Below are 18,321 nucleotides of genomic sequence, written 5' to 3'. Positions count from 1 at the left end.
TTTAATCCCGCGTGATTTGCATTGCTAACTGGATGGACACCGCCATGCTCTCAGACTTGGCTTTACCTGTCCAGGCAATATCAAACGCCGTACCGTGGTCTGCAGAGGTGCGAATAAACGGTAACCCGGCGGTGATATTCACCCCATCATAGAATCCAAGCAATTTTAGCGGAATATGCCCCTGATCGTGATACATCGCTACCACCATGTCGTACATTCCTTCGTGGCACTGCATAAATACCGTATCCGGTGGGCACGGCCCGGTGACATTTAGTCCCAGCGCCTGCATAGTCTGGATTGCGGGTCCAACTATTTTGATTTCTTCATCGCCAAAAAGACCATTTTCTCCAGCATGTGGATTCACCCCCGCCACCGCAATACGCGGATTTTCATACCCGACGCGACGCAGGAAGTCATGTGCTACCTGAATAACAGTTTTCACCCGCTGTTCGCTGAGCGTATCCAGGAATTTTCGTAGCGCAATATGGGTGGTGACATGGATGACTTTGAGCTGGTCGGTATACAGCACCATTGCATAATCTTTACTGTTGGTCAGTTGCGCCAGCAGTTCGGTATGCCCAGGATAATGATGACCCGCCAGATGTAATGCTTCTTTATTCAGAGGCGCAGTGGCTATCGCTTTAACTTCGCCATTCAGCGCCAACATCGTGGCACGCTTGATACAGCGATATGCCAGATCCCCGGCCTGTGCTTGCACTACACCGGGCTGGAGAGAATCTGGATCGGCAAGCGGTTCATCAATGACATTGATTACCCCTGCGGCGAATTGCGCCTGGGCTACACTTTCAATCACCCGAAGTTCCGCTGGCGGTGTTATATTCAATGACTGGATCCGTCGCAGCGTCTGCACGCATCCAACAACAATGACCGGCGCGCCAGAAAGCTCTCCCTCCGCCAGTGATTTAAGAATGATCTCCGGTCCAATACCCGCCGGATCGCCCATGGTTACCGCAATAGTGTTATTCACTCATTTTCTCCTCAACATAATTCAAAACCTGACGCAAGGTCGTTTCGTCACCAAATCCCCCTGCTTTTGTCATAACCGGGCGCTGCCAGTATCCACCAACAAAATGACCATACGGCACGCACTGGGCCACACGGTCGCTGATACGAAATCCTGTTGCTCCGAGCGCTTCAGCAACCGCCATAGCAACATCGCCGCCAGAGAGATACAGCGCAGCGGGTGAGATATCATCAGCAACCTGTCGGGTAAGTTGCCCAAGGAACTGGCAGATTTTTTCGCCCAACTGAGCGCGACTTACCTGCCAGCGGGCGCAAAGATGCGGAATATGGTGCCGCGCATCAGTATCAGGACAAGTGTGAACAATGCAGTGTTTACCGGATGCCAGAACGCCAATAATGCGGGCGACGTACCCCGTCACAGCCCCCTTCAACATATCTTCGATATCAATGAATACCGTCTCTACCTGCGGGTTTCTGCGCACAACAGCAATCTGGCGTTGAGCAATTTCACTCATTGAGCCCACAATCGCCAGTAAACGCCGGGAAGATGCCGTCTGGATATGGCGGGCCAGTGCGTCACAGATTCCTGCTGACCCCACCAAAAGCGGCGTATCATTTCGCTCCCTTGCTTCAACAACAATGGCATCGAGATCGGCATTACTCTGCGCATCAACCACCCAAATTTGCGGCATATCAGCGGCAGGTTCTGTCAGGCGTTGCAAATAGTCAGTCAGTGACATAGCCCGGCATGTGATGGTGGTTTGTGCCTGAAGTACCGCACAAATATCAGCGCTAGCTACCGGGGTTTTCGGGTCACTGGCAAATTCGGTTTGGGTAACCGGGACACCGTTGATAAGGCAAAGACCTTGTTCAGTCGTCCGACCGGCCAGGGGAAACGCTGGCGCAACAATGGCCAGATTTTTACCGGTGACCTGCATTAACGCCTCAACTTCGGCCCCTGGGTTGCCACGTAATGTGGAATCCATTTTCTTTAGCCACAGCGCCCGCGAGTCTGCATGACAGGCAAGCGCTAAAGCTCTCACGCGGGAAGATGCCTGCGGTGCATCCAACGCACGACTATCACTGTTAACGACCAGTACGTCGGTCTCCTCGGTGGAGGGTAACGTGAAGGCGACATTCACCGTCATTCCCGTCAGCGCAAGGCTGACCCCCGCATCGTTCCCCCCGGTAAAGTCATCGGCGATAACCAGGATTTGCGGTCTAGCTACTTGTTTACTCATCCATGCTCCGGGTCGTTATGTGTTGTTAATGATTATATTCAATCACAATTGATTAATTGTGAGCAAGCTCAAGTTATTCAGTTCCGAGATAAATTATAAATTTAGCCCATGATGTCATCGTTCCTGAATCACAGTGAGCGAATTCAATCACTCAAACAACAGGAGAATGTTGTGGCAACAATTAATAGCACCGTGATCAGCGGTTCGCATGCCATCCCCGCTCTGGAGCCATTACTGAGCGGTAAACGCCAGTTACTGCTGGTAACTGATGCAAATATTGTTCGACTGGATGCAGTAGCGCAGATCCGTACCCTGCTGGCTAATGATGGCCGTCAGGTGACACTGATTGATAACGTACCCGCCGAGCCGGGACATCATGACGTCAGCAAACTCGTCAAACGCGTGGCTGACCTCAATGTGGAAATGGTGATAGGCATTGGCGGCGGTAGCGTACTGGACGTGGCGAAACTGCTCTCCGTCTTATGTCACCCTGAGTCCCCGACGCTTGACGCCATGCTGGCAGGTGAAAAACCGCAACAACGTGTGACCTCCGTGCTAATCCCCGCCACAGCAGGCACGGGTTCAGAAGCCACTCCAAACGCGATACTGGCCATCCCCGAACAAAACACCAAGGTGGGTATCATCTCCCCGGTGCTGCTGCCGGATTATGTCGCCTTGCTACCGGAACTCACCACCAGCATGCCAGCGCACATCGCCTCATCCACCGGCATTGACGCGCTCTGTCATCTGATTGAGTGCTTTACAGCAACTATCGCCAACCCAATCAGCGACAACGCTGCGCTCATCGGTTTACAGAAATTGTTGAAAAACATCGAAACCTCGGTTAATGAACCGAACAATTTGCTGGCTAAACTGGAAATGCTGTGGGCGTCATACTATGGCGGTGTAGCGATTAATCACGCCGGTACACATCTGGTTCATGCGCTCTCTTATCCGCTGGGGGGGCGATACCATCTCCCACATGGTGTCGCTAACGCGATTCTGTTAGCACCCTGCATGAAGGTGGTTCGCCCTCACGCGGTCAACAAATTTGCCCAGGTCTGGGATCTGCTACCTGACGCCGATCGCACACTCAGCGCTGAAGAAAAATCTTTCGCGCTGGTGGAGTACTTCTCCGCGCTCGTGAAACGGCTCAACCTGCCCGACAACCTGGCAACGCTTGGCGTGCCCTCAACTGACCTTTCCGCGCTGGCCGATGCCGCGCTTAACGTAAAACGTCTTATGAACAACGCGCCCTGTCAGGTGAGCCATGACGATGTTAAGGCTATTTATCAAACACTTTTTCCAGAACTGATTACCAAAGGAGTGAATCATGAGTAAAAAAATCTGTGGCGTACTGACGGCAATCGTCACCCCTTTCGATAACGAAGGGGCATTAAACCTCACCGAACTCAAAAACCAGGTTAATCGCCAGCTAAACGCTGGAAACGGTATTTTCTGCGGCGGCACCAATGGCGAGTTTTTTGTACTTAACGAGGAAGAAAAAAAAGCGGTGACCCGTACCTGCGTTGAGGAAGTTGCTGGACGGGCAAATGTGGTGGCGCATATTGGTGAAATCTCAACCCGTGAAACCATTCGTCTGGGTAAACAAATAGAAAAACTGGGCGTCGATGCCGTATCGGTGATTACCCCATATTTTGTTCCGCTCAAGCAGCAGGAACTGATCGCCCACTATACCGCGATTGCCGATGCGCTATCGGTGCCGGTATTTCTCTATAACATCCCGGCACGTACGGGTAACACCATTGAACCGGCAACCGCAAGAGTGCTGGCGGCGCATCCCAACATCATTGGCATCAAAGACAGCGCCGGTAGCTATGAAAGCCTCGGTGGATTCCTTGACGCCGTCAAAGATATTGAAGGTTTTGATGTGTTGAATGGGCCGGATTCGCTGATTCACCAGGGATTCGTTGACGGTTGTTCTGCCTGTATTTCTGGTCTGGCAAACGTGGCGCCAAAAGAAATTAATGCTATCTGGGCGCGATTCAAGGCCGGTGATATTGCCGGATCGCATGAGGCACAGGAAAGCGTCACGGGCTTGCGAACCGATCTCTATAAAGTTGCCTTCTCGCCCGCTGCAGTCAAAAAAGCGTTGCAAATCATGGGGCATGAGGTTGGCGCAAGTCGTTACGCTGTCACGTTTAACGCACAACAGGAAAATCTGATCCAACAGATTATCAATAACTATCTGCAATAACCTCTTTTACAGCGGCGGTAACGCCGCTTAACTAACAGGATTGTATTATGAACGTCATCTGTACTTCTCCGTCATTTGCCAAATACGATCGGCAGCCAATCGAGCAACTGCAGGATGCGGGTCTTAAATTAATCATGCTTCCCGCAAATATCGGACGAAAAGAACTCGAACCATACCTTGCAGACACGGTGGCGATGATCGTTGCCTTCACAGAGGTTAATGCTGAATTGCTGGCAGCGGCCCCTCAGCTGAAAATCGTCTGTAAGCATGGCGTCGGTGTCGATAACATCGACCTGGATGCCACCCGGGAAAAAGGCATTTACGTTACCAATGTGCCGGATGCCAACAAACATGCCGTCGCCGATTTTGCTTTTTCATTGATCCTTAACTGTGCTCGACAATTACCCGGTGCAATTGAGCAAACTCGCGCCGGAAATTGGCCACGTATTTTCGCCTCTGATGTCTATGGCAAAACCATAGGTATCATTGGGCTGGGCAACATAGGTAAACAGGTCGCGCTACGTGCCCGCGGTTTCAACATGCGCATACTGGCACACGATGCCTGGCAGGATGAGTCATTCGCCAAAGCAAATTGCGTTGAGTATGTCTCATTAGATGCTTTAACAGAAAACAGTGATTTTATTACCCTCCATACACCGCTAACCCCTGAAACAAAAAATCTCTTTGATTTGGCCCGCATGCAGAAAATGAAGAAAAGCAGCTATTTAATCAATGTTTCACGCGGTGGTGTCGTTAATGAAGAGGATCTGTTCCAGGCGCTGACTCAGGGCGTTATTAAAGGAGCTGCAGCCGATGTCTTTATACAGGAGCCCTGCAATTCACATCCTTTGTTTGCCCTTGAAAACTTTATTCCGACGGCGCACATCGCAGGATATACCGAAGGTGCGGTGAGCAATATTGGAGAGCAATGCGTACACAATATTATTGCGTGCGTCATACATCAACATAAGCCGCAAAACATTATGAACTCACTCTAAAAGAACGGTGAAAATGTACCCTTCATACTAAAACAATAAACATCTACCATGGGCCAAATATATGAATAATTTAGCTGAAAAATCCCGAATTCGCTGGTGGATTGCGGGATTAATGTGGCTTGCTATTGCAATTAACTATATTGACCGAACGGTATTATCAGCTGCTGCTCCGCATCTTATTGATGAGCTTAAGCTCGATCCCGAAATGATGGGGTTTATAATGGCAGCATTCTTTTGGTCATACTCCTTATTGCAAATACCTGCAGGCTGGTTCGCCGATCGCTTCGGCCAGAAAAAAGGTCTGGGCATTGCCGTAGCGTGGTGGTCAATAGCCACATCAATGATGGGGCTGGCCACTGGTTTTAAGTCGCTGCTGGCACTCAGACTGGCTTTGGGCGTGGGTGAAGCCGCTGCCTACCCAAGCAATGCGGGGATCGCCGCACGATGGTTCCCTGACAGAGAGCGAGCAACTGTTTCCGGGTTGTTTGACAGTGCCTCAAAATTCGGCGGAGCCGTTGCCATGCCGCTGATCGTCTGGATGATTTATCAATTCGACTGGCGATTAACGTTTCTTATTATTGGTAGCGTGGGAATTTTATGGGTCATTGCGTGGTATTTTATTTATACCGAAAACCCGGAAGATCACAAAAAAATCAGCCCGGCGGAAGTGAAACATATTCGCGAGGGGCAAAAACAGAAACATGGTGATAAATCTGTATTACCCATGCGATGGTATAAGTTGCTACGCTATCGCAATATCTGGGCAATGTGTATCGGTTTTTTCACCATCAATTACACTTCGTATTTCTTTATTACCTGGTTGCCGACCTATCTGGTAAAAGACAAAGGTATGGATTTTATCAAAATGGGTATGGTCGCGGCCCTACCATTGCTTTGCGGAATGGTGATTGAAGTGTTCGCAGGTTGGGCGTCGGATCGCATGGTACATAAACGGATATTATCGCTCACCGCTACAAGAAAATTATTCCTGACTATTGGTTTATTGATGGCTTTATGTATTGGTTTTGCCCCCTTTACTGACTCCGTTTTCATGACTGTCTTTTTATTGTGTGTAGCTAAATCAGGAACTACCGTCGCGGCCTCACAGGTCTGGGCATTACCAGGCGATGTTGCCCCCAAAAACAGCGTGTCGATTGTTGCCGGGTTACAGAATACCGTCTCAAACATGGGCGGTGCAGTCGGCCCGATTATTACAGGTGCAATCGTCGCTGCCACGGGTTCATTTACGTGGGCCCTTGTATTTTCCGCGGCACTCGTCGTACTGGGTATTTTGAATTACCTGTTTTTAATGGGCAAAGTCGAACCCATCGTTGACAGCGAGTATGACGCATTGTGCATGAACCAGGCACGACAGCATTAACACCTGCAATTACTTTGCTCTGTTTCCCGGTCAGTCATCGTACTGACCGGTTCCCCGAAAAACCGCCAAACATTCAGCTGAATAATGTGATATAAATCACGAAATGATTGTATTTTCGCCAGCAAACGTTTTAAGATCGTGACCTTACCTTTTCGCAGCTAATCCACCTATTTGATATGACAACAGACACTGTTTCCCGCAAGGTCGCGTGGCTACGGGTAGTTACGCTTGCCATTGCCGGTTTTATTTTCAATACCACTGAGTTTGTCCCTGTCGGTTTGCTGTCCGACATCGCACAAAGTTTTAATATGCAGACCGCGCAGGTCGGGATCATGCTGACGATCTACGCCTGGGTTGTGGCTCTGATGTCGCTGCCTTTCATGCTGCTTACCAGCCAGGTAGAACGCCGTAAACTTCTGATCTGCTTGTTTGTGATGTTTATCGCCAGCCACGTACTCTCTTTCCTGGCATGGAATTTTACCGTGCTGGTAATTAGCCGTATTGGTATTGCTTTTGCGCACGCCATTTTCTGGTCGATCACCGCCTCGCTGGCGATTCGCCTGGCTCCTGCCGGGAAACGCGCGCAGGCGCTCAGTCTGATTGCGACCGGCACCGCGCTGGCGATGGTGCTTGGTCTGCCTATCGGGCGGATCGTTGGCCAGTATTTTGGCTGGCGCACCACCTTCTTCGCCATCGGTATGGGGGCGTTAGTTACCCTGCTTTGCCTGATTAAGCTCCTGCCCAAATTACCCAGCGAGCATTCTGGTTCATTGAAAAGCCTGCCCGTGTTATTTCATCGTCCGGCGTTAATGAGCCTGTATCTGCTGACAGTGATTGTTGTCACCGCGCATTACACGGCCTACAGCTATATCGAACCGTTTGTGCAGACCGTCGCCGGGCTGAGCGCAAACTTTGCAACCGTGCTACTGCTGGTTCTGGGGGGTGCGGGAATTGTCGGTAGCGTCATTTTTGGCAAGCTGGGTAATCAACATGCATCCGTACTGATTAGCAGCGCCATTGCCCTGCTGACGGTGTGCCTGGTGCTGTTACTTCCCGCCGCAAACAGCGAAATGCATCTGGCCGTCCTGAGTATATTCTGGGGCATCGCCATTATGTTGATAGGTCTGGGTATGCAGGTCAAAGTGCTGTCGCTGGCCCCGGATGCCACCGACGTCGCAATGGCCCTGTTCTCAGGCATTTTTAATATCGGTATAGGGGCTGGCGCGCTGGTGGGAAATCAGGTGAGTCTGCACTGGTCAATGTCTACGATTGGTTATGTCGGCGCATTGCCTGCCGTTTTGGCGTTGATCTGGTCGATAATTATCTTCCGTAAATGGCCAGTATCACTGGAAGAACAGCCTCAACATTCGTAAAAAAAACCGTGCCCGGCAGGCCATGCCGGGCGCGTTGTTTTAAGCGTAAGTTTTAATGATTTCCAGCACGCCGTTAATAATAAACTGCACGCCCATACATACCAGCAGGAAGCCCATCAGACGGGAAATCGCCTCAATCCCGCCTTTACCGACCAGGCGCATAATCCCACCGGAACTGCGCAAACTGCCCCACAGGATCACCCCGACTGCCGCAAAAATAATCGGCGGCGCGACCATGATCACCCAGTCTGGAAACTCGGAACCATGACGTACGGTTGACGCCGAACTGATGATCATTGCAATCGTACCCGGACCGGCGGTGCTTGGCATGGCCAGCGGAACAAATGCAATATTGGCCGTCGGTTCGTCTTCCAGTTCTTCTGATTTGCTTCTCGCTTCCGGAGAATCATGCGCCTTCTGCTGTGGAAACAACATCCGAAAGCCGATAAACGCAACGATTAACCCACCCGCAATACGTAGCCCGGGAATCGAAATCCCAAAGGTGTTCATCACCAGTTGTCCGGCGTAGTAAGCCACCATCATGATAGCGAACACGTAAACGGACGCCATGAGTGACTGACGGTTACGCTCTGCGCTGTTCATGTTGCCGGCAAGGCCAAGGAACAACGCCACGGTGGTTAACGGGTTTGCCAACGGTAACAGGACTACCAGCCCCAGCCCTATTGCTTTAAACAAGTCCATCATAATGTCATCTTTCCTGTGCGTTAATCGTCAACGGCAAGTATACGGTGAAATCCGGGAGATAAGCCATTTTCGCGCTGTAAGGATTCATTTTTCATCTGCAGGTATAAACCATAATTATCAAACCGTTAAATTTCCACTCGCCAGGTGTTCGGCCTGATGATTTAGCAAAACGTGGCATTTGCCGACTCATTCATTTGACTTATATTTGCCTAAGCAATAATATCAGCCGTGACTAACTACTTGCCAGGGCAACCATTGTGAAAAGCACCAGTGATCTGTTTAACGAAATCATCCCACTGGGTCGTTTGATCTACATGGTTAATCAGAAAAAAGATCGTTTGCTAAACGACTATCTGTCACCGCTGGATATCACGGCATCGCAGTTCAAGGTGCTTTGCTCCATCCGTTGCGCGGTGTGCATCACCCCTGTCGAATTGAAAAAAGTGCTGTCTGTCGATCTCGGCGCTCTGACGCGGATGCTGGACAGACTGGCCTGTAAAGGCTGGATTGAAAGGCTTCCGAATCCACATGACAAGCGGGGCGTGCTGGTGAAACTCACCGAGCATGGCGCAGCAATTTGCGAGCAGTGTCATCAATTAGTAGGGCAAGACCTACACCAGGAACTAACAAAAAACTTAACGGCGGATGAAGTGACCACGCTTGAGCATTTGCTTAAGAAAATCCTGCCGTAAACAGAAAGAGGTATGACGATGTCCAGACGCAATACTGACACAATCACTATTCATAGCATTTTGGACTGGATCGAAAATAACCTTGAATCGCCGCTCTCACTGGAAAAAGTGTCAGAGCGTTCAGGTTACTCCAAATGGCACCTGCAACGGATGTTTAAAAAAGAAACCGGTCATTCACTGGGCCAATACATCCGCAGCCGTAAAATGACTGAAATAGCACAAAAATTAAAAGAGAGTAACGAGCCGATCCTTTATCTGGCGGAACGTTACGGCTTTGAGTCTCAGCAAACGCTGACCCGAACATTCAAAAACTATTTTGATGTTCCGCCGCATAAATACCGTATGACGAATATGCACGGCGAATCGCGCTATTTGCTTCCACTCAATCAATGTAATTGCTAATCGCCAGTTAACGACGTAACCGAGGAAATCATGAAACTTCTGTCTTATGCAATGCTGGCCCTGCTGTTTGTTGTTTCGGGCCAGAGCATGGCGGAACAGACCGCGCAGCCTGCCACACAAAACAGTCGCGACGCGATGATTATGCCGCCAGCGCACGATCAGTCCCCGTTCGATTTTAATCATATGGGTGCAGGCAGCGACAAATCCGACGAATTAGGTGTGCCTTATTACAATATGCGCAACCTGTGATTTTTTTGCCCCGTCACTGCGGGGCTTTTTTTATCCTCTCGCCTGCGCAGTCTTACGCAACCGAAAGCCAAACACATTGATATACAACCCCGCCATGATCAGTAGCGCACCGAGCAGTTGCAATCCGGTCAGCGTTTCATCCAGCAGCACGGCCGCGCTCGCCAGTCCAACCACCGGTACCAACAGCGACAACGGCGCGACACGCCAGGTCTCATAACGCCCGAGTAAAGAACCCCAGATACCGTAACCCACAATGGTCGCCACAAACGCCAGATAGACCAGTGACAGAATGGTGGTCATATCTATTGCCACCAGACTGTGGGTAATTTGCGCCGGTCCATCGAGAAGTAATGAGGCCAGGAAGAATGGAACAACAGGAATCAACGCACTCCATACCACCAGCGACATCACGGCCGGGCGTGACGGGTGCTGCATGATTTTTTTGTTAAAGATATTACCGCAGGCCCAGCTTAGCGCCGCCGCCAGCGTCAGCATAAAACCGAGCATGCCGACATGCTGTCCGTTCAGACTGGCCTCAATCAACACCAGCACGCCAAAGACCGCCAGCGCAATTCCTACCAGTTGTTTACCCTGCAGACGCTCGCCAAAGGCAAATGCCCCCAGAATGATGGTGAAAAATGCCTGAGCCTGTAATACCAGAGAAGCTAACCCGGCAGGCATACCGAATTTGATGGCGCTAAAGAGAAACGCGAACTGCCCAAAACTGATGGTTAGTCCATAACCGAGTAGTAGCGAAAGCGGTATTTTCGGACGGGCAACAAAGAATATCGCCGGAAACGCCACCAGTAAAAATCGCAGTCCTGCCAGCATTAAGGGGGGCATATTGTGCAGCCCCACTTTAATGACAACAAAGTTCAGCCCCCAAACCACAACGACCAGTAACGCTAATAACCCGTCTTTACGCGACATACCACCGCCCCTGCAAATATTAAATTTTTGTAAACAAGTTAAAGTAACGGAAATCGTTGTGCCGTAACAGATCATTAATTCAGGTAGGCCACACAGGGCGTTTTCGGACAACTTATTGAGTGTACATCACACTTTTAGCATGCTATTTGTTTTTGATATCTAAAAAAACATAACAACATGCATTGTCGGGCAGGAAAATGAATATCTCTTTGAGAAGGTCCACTCTCGCGTTACTCGCATCATCATTGTTATTAACGATTGGCCGTGGCGCCACGCTGCCATTTATGACTATCTACCTCAGTCGACAGTACAACCTGAGCGTCGACCTGATCGGTTATGCGATGACGGTCGCTCTGACCATTGGCGTGGTGTTCAGCCTTGGCTTTGGTATTCTGGCCGACAAGTTCGATAAAAAACGCTACATGCTGCTGGCTATCTGCGGCTTTGCATCAGGCTTTATTGCTATTCCACTGGTGCATAACGTGGTGGTGGTGGTTCTGCTTTTCGCTCTGATCAACTGCGCCTACTCCGTCTTCGCCACGGTTTTGAAGGCCTGGTTTGCCGATAACCTCTCCGCGACCAACAAAACGAAAATTTTCTCGCTTAACTATACCGTGCTGAACATTGGCTGGACCGTTGGCCCACCGCTGGGCACGCTGCTGGTGATGCAAAGCATTAACCTGCCGTTTTGGCTCGCTGCGGCTTGTTCAGCCCTACCACTGGTGTTTATCCAGACCTGGGTAAAACGTTCACCGGCAGCATCAGAAGGTTTAAACGCCGCGGTTTGGTCCCCCTCGGTACTACTACGCGACAGAGCATTATGCTGGTTTACGCTATCCGCATTCCTGGCGTCATTCGTTAGCGGCGCGTTTGCGTCCTGTATTTCACAATACGTCATGGTGGTTGCTGACGGCGATTTTGCCGAGAAGGTGGTGGCAGTGGTTCTGCCCGTCAACGCCGCTATTGTGGTATCACTGCAATATGCCTTCGGCCGCAGGCTCACCGCCACGAATATCCGACCGTTAATGACGGTGGCGACGCTGTTCTTTGTGGTTGGCCTGGTTGGCTTCACCTTCTCCGGTAATAGTCTGTTGTTATGGGGGATATCTGCCGCCTTTTTCACTATTGGTGAAGTTATTTACGCGCCAGGTGAATACATGCTCATCGACAACATCGCACCAGTTGGCATGAAAGCCAGTTATTTTTCCGCTCAGTCGTTAGGCTGGCTGGGCGCAGCGGTAAACCCATTAGTCAGCGGCGTCATTTTAACTACATTGCCGCCGTGGTCGCTGTTTGTGGCGCTGATGGTCGCAATCATCCTTGCCTGGGCGCTAATGATAAAAGGCATGCGCACCAAACCCTGGGGACAGACAGCGGTCTGCTAATGAGTAAAGCGACAGAGCCGGAGCCGCTCTGTCGCATATTTCAAATGGCGACAAGTCCCCGGACGCCCTCGGTCTCCATATTTTTGCCGTCGCCGCTTTGAATAATACTGCCGCGCGACATAATCAGATATTTATCGGCCAACTGCTGCGCAAAATCATAGAACTGCTCCACCAGTAAAATGGCCATATCTCCCCGGTGCGCCAGTTGAGAAATCACCTGACCAATCTCTTTAATCACTGACGGCTGGATCCCCTCAGTGGGTTCATCGAGGATCAACAGCTGCGGGCGACTTGCCAGCGCCCGTCCAATCGCCAGTTGCTGCTGTTGCCCACCGGACAAATCACCGCCCCGCCGGTGCTTCATCTCCTGTAAAACCGGAAAGAGCGCGTAGATATCATCCGGGACGCATCGGGCCTCCTGTGCTGAAAAACGGGAAAGGCCGAGCAACAGATTCTCTTCCACCGTCAGACGTGGAAAAATATCGCGCCCCTGTGGGACATACGCCACACCGGCCCTGACCCGCTGATGTGGTTTCCACTGAGTGACATTTTTTTCCTGCCAGAGCACGCTTCCACTACGGGCAGGAATAAGCCCCATCAGGCACTTCAGAAGCGTCGTTTTCCCCACGCCGTTACGCCCCAGCAGACATGTCACCTCGCCGATACGCGCATCAAAGTTCACACCTCGAAGAATATGACTGCCACCATAATATTGATTCAGTTCTTTCACCTGCAGCATCTGCACCCCTTAACGTCCGAGATAAACTTCAATAACCTGCTCATTGGCCTGCACTTCACGCAGACTCCCCTGAGCCAGTACACGTCCCTGATGTAATACCGTGACGCGATCGGCGATGGTTTCGACAAATCCCATATCGTGTTCAACAACCATCAGGGAGTGCTTCCCGGCAAGCTGGCGAAACAGCTCCGCCGTGTATTCCGTCTCCGCATCCGTCATACCCGCAGCAGGCTCATCCAGCAGCAGTAAATGAGGTTCCTGAACCAGCAGCATGCCAATTTCAAGAAATTGTTTCTGCCCGTGCGAAAGCAGCCCGGCGCGACGGGCCCGCTCGTTACCCAGGCGCAACAGCGCCAGTATTTCATCAATACGATCCCGCTGTTCGCCTGTTAGGCGCGCCCGTAGAGAGCCCCAGACAGATTTATCGCTTTTCAGCGCCAACTCCAGGTTCTCCTCCACCGTTAACGCTTCAAATACCGTGGGCTTCTGAAATTTCCGCCCAATCCCCTGACGTGCAATGGCGATGGGATCCAGCGTTGTTAAGTCGGCTGACTGATCGTATATCGCACGACCGCTTTGCGGCCTGGTTTTGCCGGTAATGACATCCATTAGCGTCGTTTTTCCGGCGCCGTTGGGACCAATGATGCAACGCAACTCCCCAACGCCAATATTGAGCGTGAGATCCGTTAACGCTTGAAATCCATCGAAATTAACGTTAATTTTTTCCAGCTGTAACACGGGGTCCGTTTGGTCGCGAAACCGATCCCCAGGCATCTGGCGAGTGAAAAGTCCTTCATCTGGCTGCATTATTTGTCTCCCTTGCGAAACAGGCCAATCACGCCGCGAGGTAAAAAAAGCGTAACGCCGATAAAGATCAGGCCAAGAAACAGCTGCCAGTATTCCGGCATGATGACGGTAAACAGGCTTTTAGCGCCATTCACCAGTACGGCGCCAAAAACCGGGCCGATCAGGGTTCCACGCCCGCCGAGCGCAACCCAAATCGCCGCTTCAATCGAGTTAGTCGGCGACATTTCGCTGGGGTTAATGATTCCCACCTGTGGAACATACAGCGCACCCGCCAGACCGCACAGCACGGCGGAAAGCGTCCACACCAGCAGCTTGAAACCTTTTGGATCGTATCCACAAAACATCAGACGATTCTCGGCGTCGCGTACGGCAGTCAGAATACGACCAAACTTACTGCGGGCCAGCGCCAGCCCCAGCCATATTGCCAGTACCAGCAGCAGGACTGTCGCCAGAAACAGCGCAATACGGGTTGAGGTCGCGGTCACCGGGAATCCCAGAATGGTGGTAAAGCCAGTAAAACCGTTATTTCCTCCAAAGCCGGTTTCGTTACGGAAAAACAGCAGCATTCCGGCGAAAGTCAGAGCCTGGGTCATGATGGAAAAATAGACCCCTTTGATTTTTGAACGGAAGGCAAACCAACCAAATACCAGGGCCAGCAGGCCCGGCACCAGCACAACCAGCAGCATCGCCCAGATAAAGTGTTGCGTCCCCCACCAAAACCAGGGCAGCTCGGTCCACGACAGGAACGACATAAAGGCCGGTAACTCTTCGCCGGAGGCCTGACGCATCAGGTACATTCCCATCGCATAGCCCCCAAGCGCAAAGAAGATACCGTGGCCCAGCGAAAGCATTCCCGCATAACCCCACACCAGATCCAGCGCGACCGCCACAATGGCATAGCAGAGAATTTTTCCGGCCAGCGTCAGCGTCCACACCGATATGGCCAGCGGATGTTCCGCAGGTAACAGCGCCAGAAACGGCAGAACAATCAACGCGAGCAATAAGCACAGTCCCAGGACGCGTGTCGCCCGCGGCGCTTTACGCGCCAGCGTCAATGTCATTGGCATCGTCATCAGTCAATAACCCTCCCTTTTAGCGCGAACAGCCCTTGAGGACGTTTCTGAATAAACAGAATAATCAGCACCAGAATCATAATTTTGCCGAGAACCGCCCCCACCTGAGGCTCAAGAATTTTGTTGAAGATCCCCAGCCCAAACGCGGCGGCCACACTCCCGGCGAGTTGCCCAACACCGCCCAGCACCACCACCAGAAACGAATCGATAATGTAGCTTTGCCCCAGTTCCGGTCCTACGTTGCCTAATTGCGAGAGCGCGACGCCCCCCAGCCCGGCAATCCCTGAACCAAGACCAAAAGCCAGCATATCGACGCGTCCGGTAGGTACGCCGCAGCAGGCCGCCATATTGCGATTTTGCGTCACTGCACGCACGCGCAGCCCGAGACGCGTTTTATTCAACAACAGCCAGGTGAAGAACAGCACCAGCATGGCAAAGCCAAGCACCACAATTCGGTTCCACGGCAAAATCAGATTGGCATAAACCTGAATGCCGCCGGAAAGCCATGCCGGATTGGCGACTTCAAGGTTTTGCGCGCCGAAGGTCATACGCACCAACTGGATCAGCATCAGACTGATCCCCCATGTCGCCAGCAGTGTTTCGAGTGGACGTCCGTATAAATGGCGAATCACCCCGCGCTCGAGCAGCATTCCCACCGCCGCGGTAAGTAAAAAGGCGACCGGAAGCGCAATAACTGGATACCAGGCCAACCATTGCGGGAAAAACTGGCCGATAATCTGTTGCACCATCCAGGTACAGTAAGCGCCAAGCATTAACATCTCGCCATGCGCCATATTAATGACGCCGAGTAGCCCGTAGGTAATAGCCAGCCCCAGTGCCGCCAACAGCAAAATTGAGCCCAGCGACAGCCCCATAAATGCCTGTCCAAGAAGATCGCCAACCTTCATGCGATGCGCGATGGAATTCAGGCTTTCGCCAGCGGCCGCACGAACGCGCGCATCAGGTTCATGTTCAGCCTGGGTGAATGGCAGCAGGCGTGCCTGGGTTTCAGGATCGTTTGACGCCCCGAGAAGTTCGACGGCCTGCCGTCTAACCTCTGGCAAGGTGCTGGTTAGTTGCAGGTTTGCCAGTGCAATCTCCAGCGCGGATTTCACGCCAGCATCTGGCTCCCGGGCCAGTTGTAGCTGCAAAAACGGCAGCATGCCCGGCTGTGCCTCACGTTGTAATGTACGTGCTGCCCCTTTTCTCATGGTGACACTGTCACTTAAAAGTTGATGAACGGCCCACGTTCCGGCCACCAGATTACGCAGGCGGTTAGTCAGGCGGACTTTTTTAAGCTCGCCGGACGGAGATGCCGCGGCTCCTAACGGCTGTACGTGCGAGTCGTCCACGATGAACGCATTTTTCGCGTCATCGGTCAGCAGGTTCTCATCTCGCAGCGCGCTAAGCAGCGGCATACGCTGAACGTCTGGATTGACCGCCCATTGTTCAAGCAAGGCGGCCTGCTGAGTTCGGCTGCCGGCGGTAAAGGTATCGGCATCTGCGGCCTGCGCTATCCACGGCATAAACCACATCAGCAACAGCACACCACGAATAAAACGCATAGCTTTCATAAGCGTTCTCCAAAGCGTTGCCCTCCCGCGGGAGGGCGTAAGATCAGTTGCTGGCGGTTTTCACGGGCTGGTCAGATTTTTTATCATTACCGGCGATGTACGGACTCCACGGCTGGGCGCGGACCGGCTCATCGGTTTGCCACACCACGTTAAACTGGCCGTTGCCTTCAATCTCGCCAATCATGACGGGTTTATGCAGGTGATGGTTGGTTGCATCCATGGTCAGGGTAAAACCTGATGGCGCAGCGAATGATTGCCCCGCCATAGCGGCGCGAACTTTATCCACATCGGTAGTTCCGGCTTTTTCTACCGCTTGCGCCCACATATGCAGGCCTACCCAGGTGGCTTCCATAGGATCGTTCGTTACCACCGAATCCGCGTTTGGTAGCTTATGGGCTTTGGCATACGCCCGGTAATCCGCGACGAACTTTTTATTGGCCGCATTATCTACGGACTCAAAGTAGTTCCACGCAGCAAGGTTGCCCACCAGCGGTTTGGTATCAATTCCTCGTAATTCCTCCTCACCCACGGAGAATGCCACCACCGGAACATCGGTGGCTTTCAGCCCCTGGTTCGCTAACTCTTTATAGAATGGAACGTTAGAATCCCCGTTGATGGTTGATACCACCGCCGTTTTCCCCCCTGCGGCGAATTTTTTAATACTGGCGACAATGGTCTGGTAATCGCTGTGTCCGAATGGGGTATACACCTCTTCGATGTCTTTATCGGCAACGCCTTTCGAATGCAAAAAGGCGCGTAAAATTTTGTTAGTCGTACGCGGATAGACATAGTCCGTACCCAGCAGGTAGAAGCGCTTAGCGCTGCCGCCGTCCTCACTCATCAGGTACTCAACCGCCGGGATCGCCTGTTGGTTAGGCGCCGCGCCGGTATAGAAGACGTTAGGCGACATCTCCTCACCTTCATATTGCACCGGGTAAAACAGCAGACCGTTTAATTCTTCAAACACCGGTAAAACAGATTTACGCGAAACCGATGTCCAGCAGCCGAAAACCACCGCCACCTTATCCTGACTCAGCAACTGACGTGCTTTTTCAGCAAATAACGGCCAGTTCGAGGCCGGGTCAACCACTACAGGCTCCAGCTTTTTACCCAACACACCACCCTTCGCATTGATTTCATCAATGGTCATCAACGCCACATCTTTCAGCGGCGTTTCGGAAATAGCCATCGTGCCGGATAACGAATGCATGATGCCAACTTTAATGGTGTCGGCTGCCTGAACGCTAAAACTCATTCCCATTGCTACTACAGAGGCGGAAAGCGCAAAAGCTTTTAAAAATGTACGACGCTGCATAGTTTCACTCCTGAAATTAGACTTGCTGAAAGCTCCGGTGCAGCCGGGCAGACAAAACGGTGCAAATTAAGGGTATTCAGAAGTGATAAGGCAAAAACGATGCCAGATATTAAAACATCACATAAAATCAATAAATTAGCGCGTCATGTACAAAAATTAGTATTAAAACCCCCCACCAGAAGGATTAATCAAACGAAAAATTGAACCACCATGAGACAACTCTGCATTATAAACGTGCAACAGTCTGTGTCTGCA

General features: G+C 51.5%; 18 protein-coding genes. 9 read left to right on the top strand and 9 right to left on the bottom strand.

What is annotated here, in order from left to right; translation table 11 throughout:
- Position 1: 1 nt before the first annotated feature.
- Together OGW16_RS24485 and dtnK are read right to left on the bottom strand one after the other, a co-directional pair.
- Positions 2–988: a D-threonate 4-phosphate dehydrogenase gene (locus OGW16_RS24485; protein WP_100194390.1), complete on the bottom strand. Its 987-nt coding sequence runs from the start codon at positions 986–988 to the stop codon at positions 2–4.
- Complete coding sequence (dtnK, locus tag OGW16_RS24480) at positions 981–2,225, bottom strand: D-threonate kinase (protein WP_043016349.1); 1,245 nt, start codon at positions 2,223–2,225, stop codon at positions 981–983. Before dtnK ends, OGW16_RS24485 begins: the two co-directional genes overlap by 8 nt.
- 171 nt (positions 2,226–2,396) lie before the next feature.
- On the opposite strand from dtnK, the gene OGW16_RS24475 reads away from it, so the two are divergent.
- The 5 genes from OGW16_RS24475 to OGW16_RS24455 all read left to right on the top strand — a co-directional run bounded on the left by OGW16_RS24475 (position 2,397) and on the right by OGW16_RS24455 (position 8,195).
- Positions 2,397–3,566, top strand: a complete 1,170-nt coding sequence (locus OGW16_RS24475) for an iron-containing alcohol dehydrogenase (RefSeq protein WP_043016350.1) — start codon at positions 2,397–2,399, stop codon at positions 3,564–3,566.
- On the top strand, positions 3,559–4,443 hold the full coding sequence (locus OGW16_RS24470) for a dihydrodipicolinate synthase family protein (RefSeq protein ID WP_080625174.1): 885 nt from the start codon (positions 3,559–3,561) through the stop codon (positions 4,441–4,443). Before OGW16_RS24475 ends, OGW16_RS24470 begins: the two co-directional genes overlap by 8 nt.
- A 47-nt stretch (positions 4,444–4,490) precedes the next feature.
- Positions 4,491–5,441 (top strand): phosphoglycerate dehydrogenase, encoded by a 951-nt coding sequence (locus tag OGW16_RS24465; protein WP_286519161.1) that lies wholly within the window; start codon positions 4,491–4,493, stop codon positions 5,439–5,441.
- 61 nt (positions 5,442–5,502) lie between these two features.
- Positions 5,503–6,822: an MFS transporter gene (locus OGW16_RS24460; protein ID WP_043016353.1), complete on the top strand. Its 1,320-nt coding sequence runs from the start codon at positions 5,503–5,505 to the stop codon at positions 6,820–6,822.
- A gap of 176 nt (positions 6,823–6,998) precedes the next feature.
- A complete protein-coding gene (locus OGW16_RS24455) occupies positions 6,999–8,195 on the top strand; it encodes a sugar transporter (protein ID WP_043016354.1) in 1,197 nt (398 codons plus the stop codon).
- 39 nt (positions 8,196–8,234) lie between these two features.
- On the opposite strand, the gene OGW16_RS24450 is transcribed toward OGW16_RS24455, so the two are convergent.
- The gene (locus tag OGW16_RS24450; protein ID WP_043016355.1) at positions 8,235–8,900 is read right to left on the bottom strand and encodes a MarC family NAAT transporter; all 666 of its coding nucleotides are present in this window, start codon (positions 8,898–8,900) and stop codon (positions 8,235–8,237) included.
- Positions 8,901–9,157: 257 nt separating this feature from the next.
- On the opposite strand from OGW16_RS24450, the gene marR reads away from it, so the two are divergent.
- Genes marR through marB form a run of 3 tightly spaced genes read left to right on the top strand, consistent with a single transcriptional unit; the run spans position 9,158 to position 10,243 of the window.
- Entirely contained in the window at positions 9,158–9,592 is a 435-nt protein-coding gene (gene marR / locus OGW16_RS24445) for a multiple antibiotic resistance transcriptional regulator MarR (protein ID WP_016156485.1), read from the top strand.
- An 18-nt stretch (positions 9,593–9,610) separates the two neighbouring features.
- Positions 9,611–9,994 carry an MDR efflux pump AcrAB transcriptional activator MarA gene (gene marA / locus OGW16_RS24440; protein WP_003032424.1) on the top strand — a complete coding sequence of 128 codons (384 nt, stop codon included), beginning with the start codon at positions 9,611–9,613 and terminating at the stop codon, positions 9,992–9,994.
- Between the two features lie 30 nt (positions 9,995–10,024).
- The gene (gene marB, locus OGW16_RS24435) at positions 10,025–10,243 is read left to right on the top strand and encodes a multiple antibiotic resistance protein MarB (protein WP_003832934.1); all 219 of its coding nucleotides are present in this window, start codon (positions 10,025–10,027) and stop codon (positions 10,241–10,243) included.
- Positions 10,244–10,273: 30 nt separating this feature from the next.
- Here the strand turns inward: marB and eamA are convergent, their stop codons facing one another.
- Positions 10,274–11,173, bottom strand: coding sequence for an O-acetylserine/cysteine exporter (eamA, locus tag OGW16_RS24430; RefSeq protein ID WP_087050564.1), 900 nt, complete (start codon positions 11,171–11,173; stop codon positions 10,274–10,276).
- Between the two features lie 197 nt (positions 11,174–11,370).
- On the opposite strand from eamA, the gene ydeE reads away from it, so the two are divergent.
- The gene (gene ydeE, locus OGW16_RS24425; RefSeq protein WP_087050565.1) at positions 11,371–12,558 is read left to right on the top strand and encodes an efflux MFS transporter YdeE; all 1,188 of its coding nucleotides are present in this window, start codon (positions 11,371–11,373) and stop codon (positions 12,556–12,558) included.
- A 40-nt stretch (positions 12,559–12,598) separates the two neighbouring features.
- Here ydeE and urtE read toward each other — a convergent pair whose 3' ends face one another.
- From urtE to urtA, 5 genes are read right to left on the bottom strand one after another with little or no spacing between them, the layout of a single operon-like run.
- Entirely contained in the window at positions 12,599–13,297 is a 699-nt protein-coding gene (gene urtE / locus OGW16_RS24420) for an urea ABC transporter ATP-binding subunit UrtE (RefSeq protein WP_043016358.1), read from the bottom strand.
- Positions 13,298–13,306: 9 nt separating this feature from the next.
- Positions 13,307–14,104: an urea ABC transporter ATP-binding protein UrtD gene (gene urtD / locus OGW16_RS24415; protein WP_286519158.1), complete on the bottom strand. Its 798-nt coding sequence runs from the start codon at positions 14,102–14,104 to the stop codon at positions 13,307–13,309.
- Complete coding sequence (gene urtC, locus OGW16_RS24410) at positions 14,104–15,177, bottom strand: urea ABC transporter permease subunit UrtC (RefSeq protein WP_047411331.1); 1,074 nt, start codon at positions 15,175–15,177, stop codon at positions 14,104–14,106. Before urtC ends, urtD begins: the two co-directional genes overlap by 1 nt.
- Positions 15,177–16,751, bottom strand: a complete 1,575-nt coding sequence (urtB, locus tag OGW16_RS24405) for an urea ABC transporter permease subunit UrtB (RefSeq protein WP_286519156.1) — start codon at positions 16,749–16,751, stop codon at positions 15,177–15,179. Before urtB ends, urtC begins: the two co-directional genes overlap by 1 nt.
- 43 nt (positions 16,752–16,794) lie before the next feature.
- Positions 16,795–18,066, bottom strand: coding sequence for an urea ABC transporter substrate-binding protein (gene urtA, locus OGW16_RS24400; RefSeq protein ID WP_043016362.1), 1,272 nt, complete (start codon positions 18,064–18,066; stop codon positions 16,795–16,797).
- Positions 18,067–18,321 lie beyond the last annotated feature (255 nt).

Origin of the sequence: Citrobacter sp. Ce104 (assembly GCF_030334595.1) — a bacterium.
Taxonomy (GTDB): Bacteria; Pseudomonadota; Gammaproteobacteria; order Enterobacterales; family Enterobacteriaceae; genus Citrobacter; species Citrobacter europaeus.
Note: the sequence above shows the minus strand (reverse complement) of the source record. Positions and strands in the feature narration are given on the sequence as shown.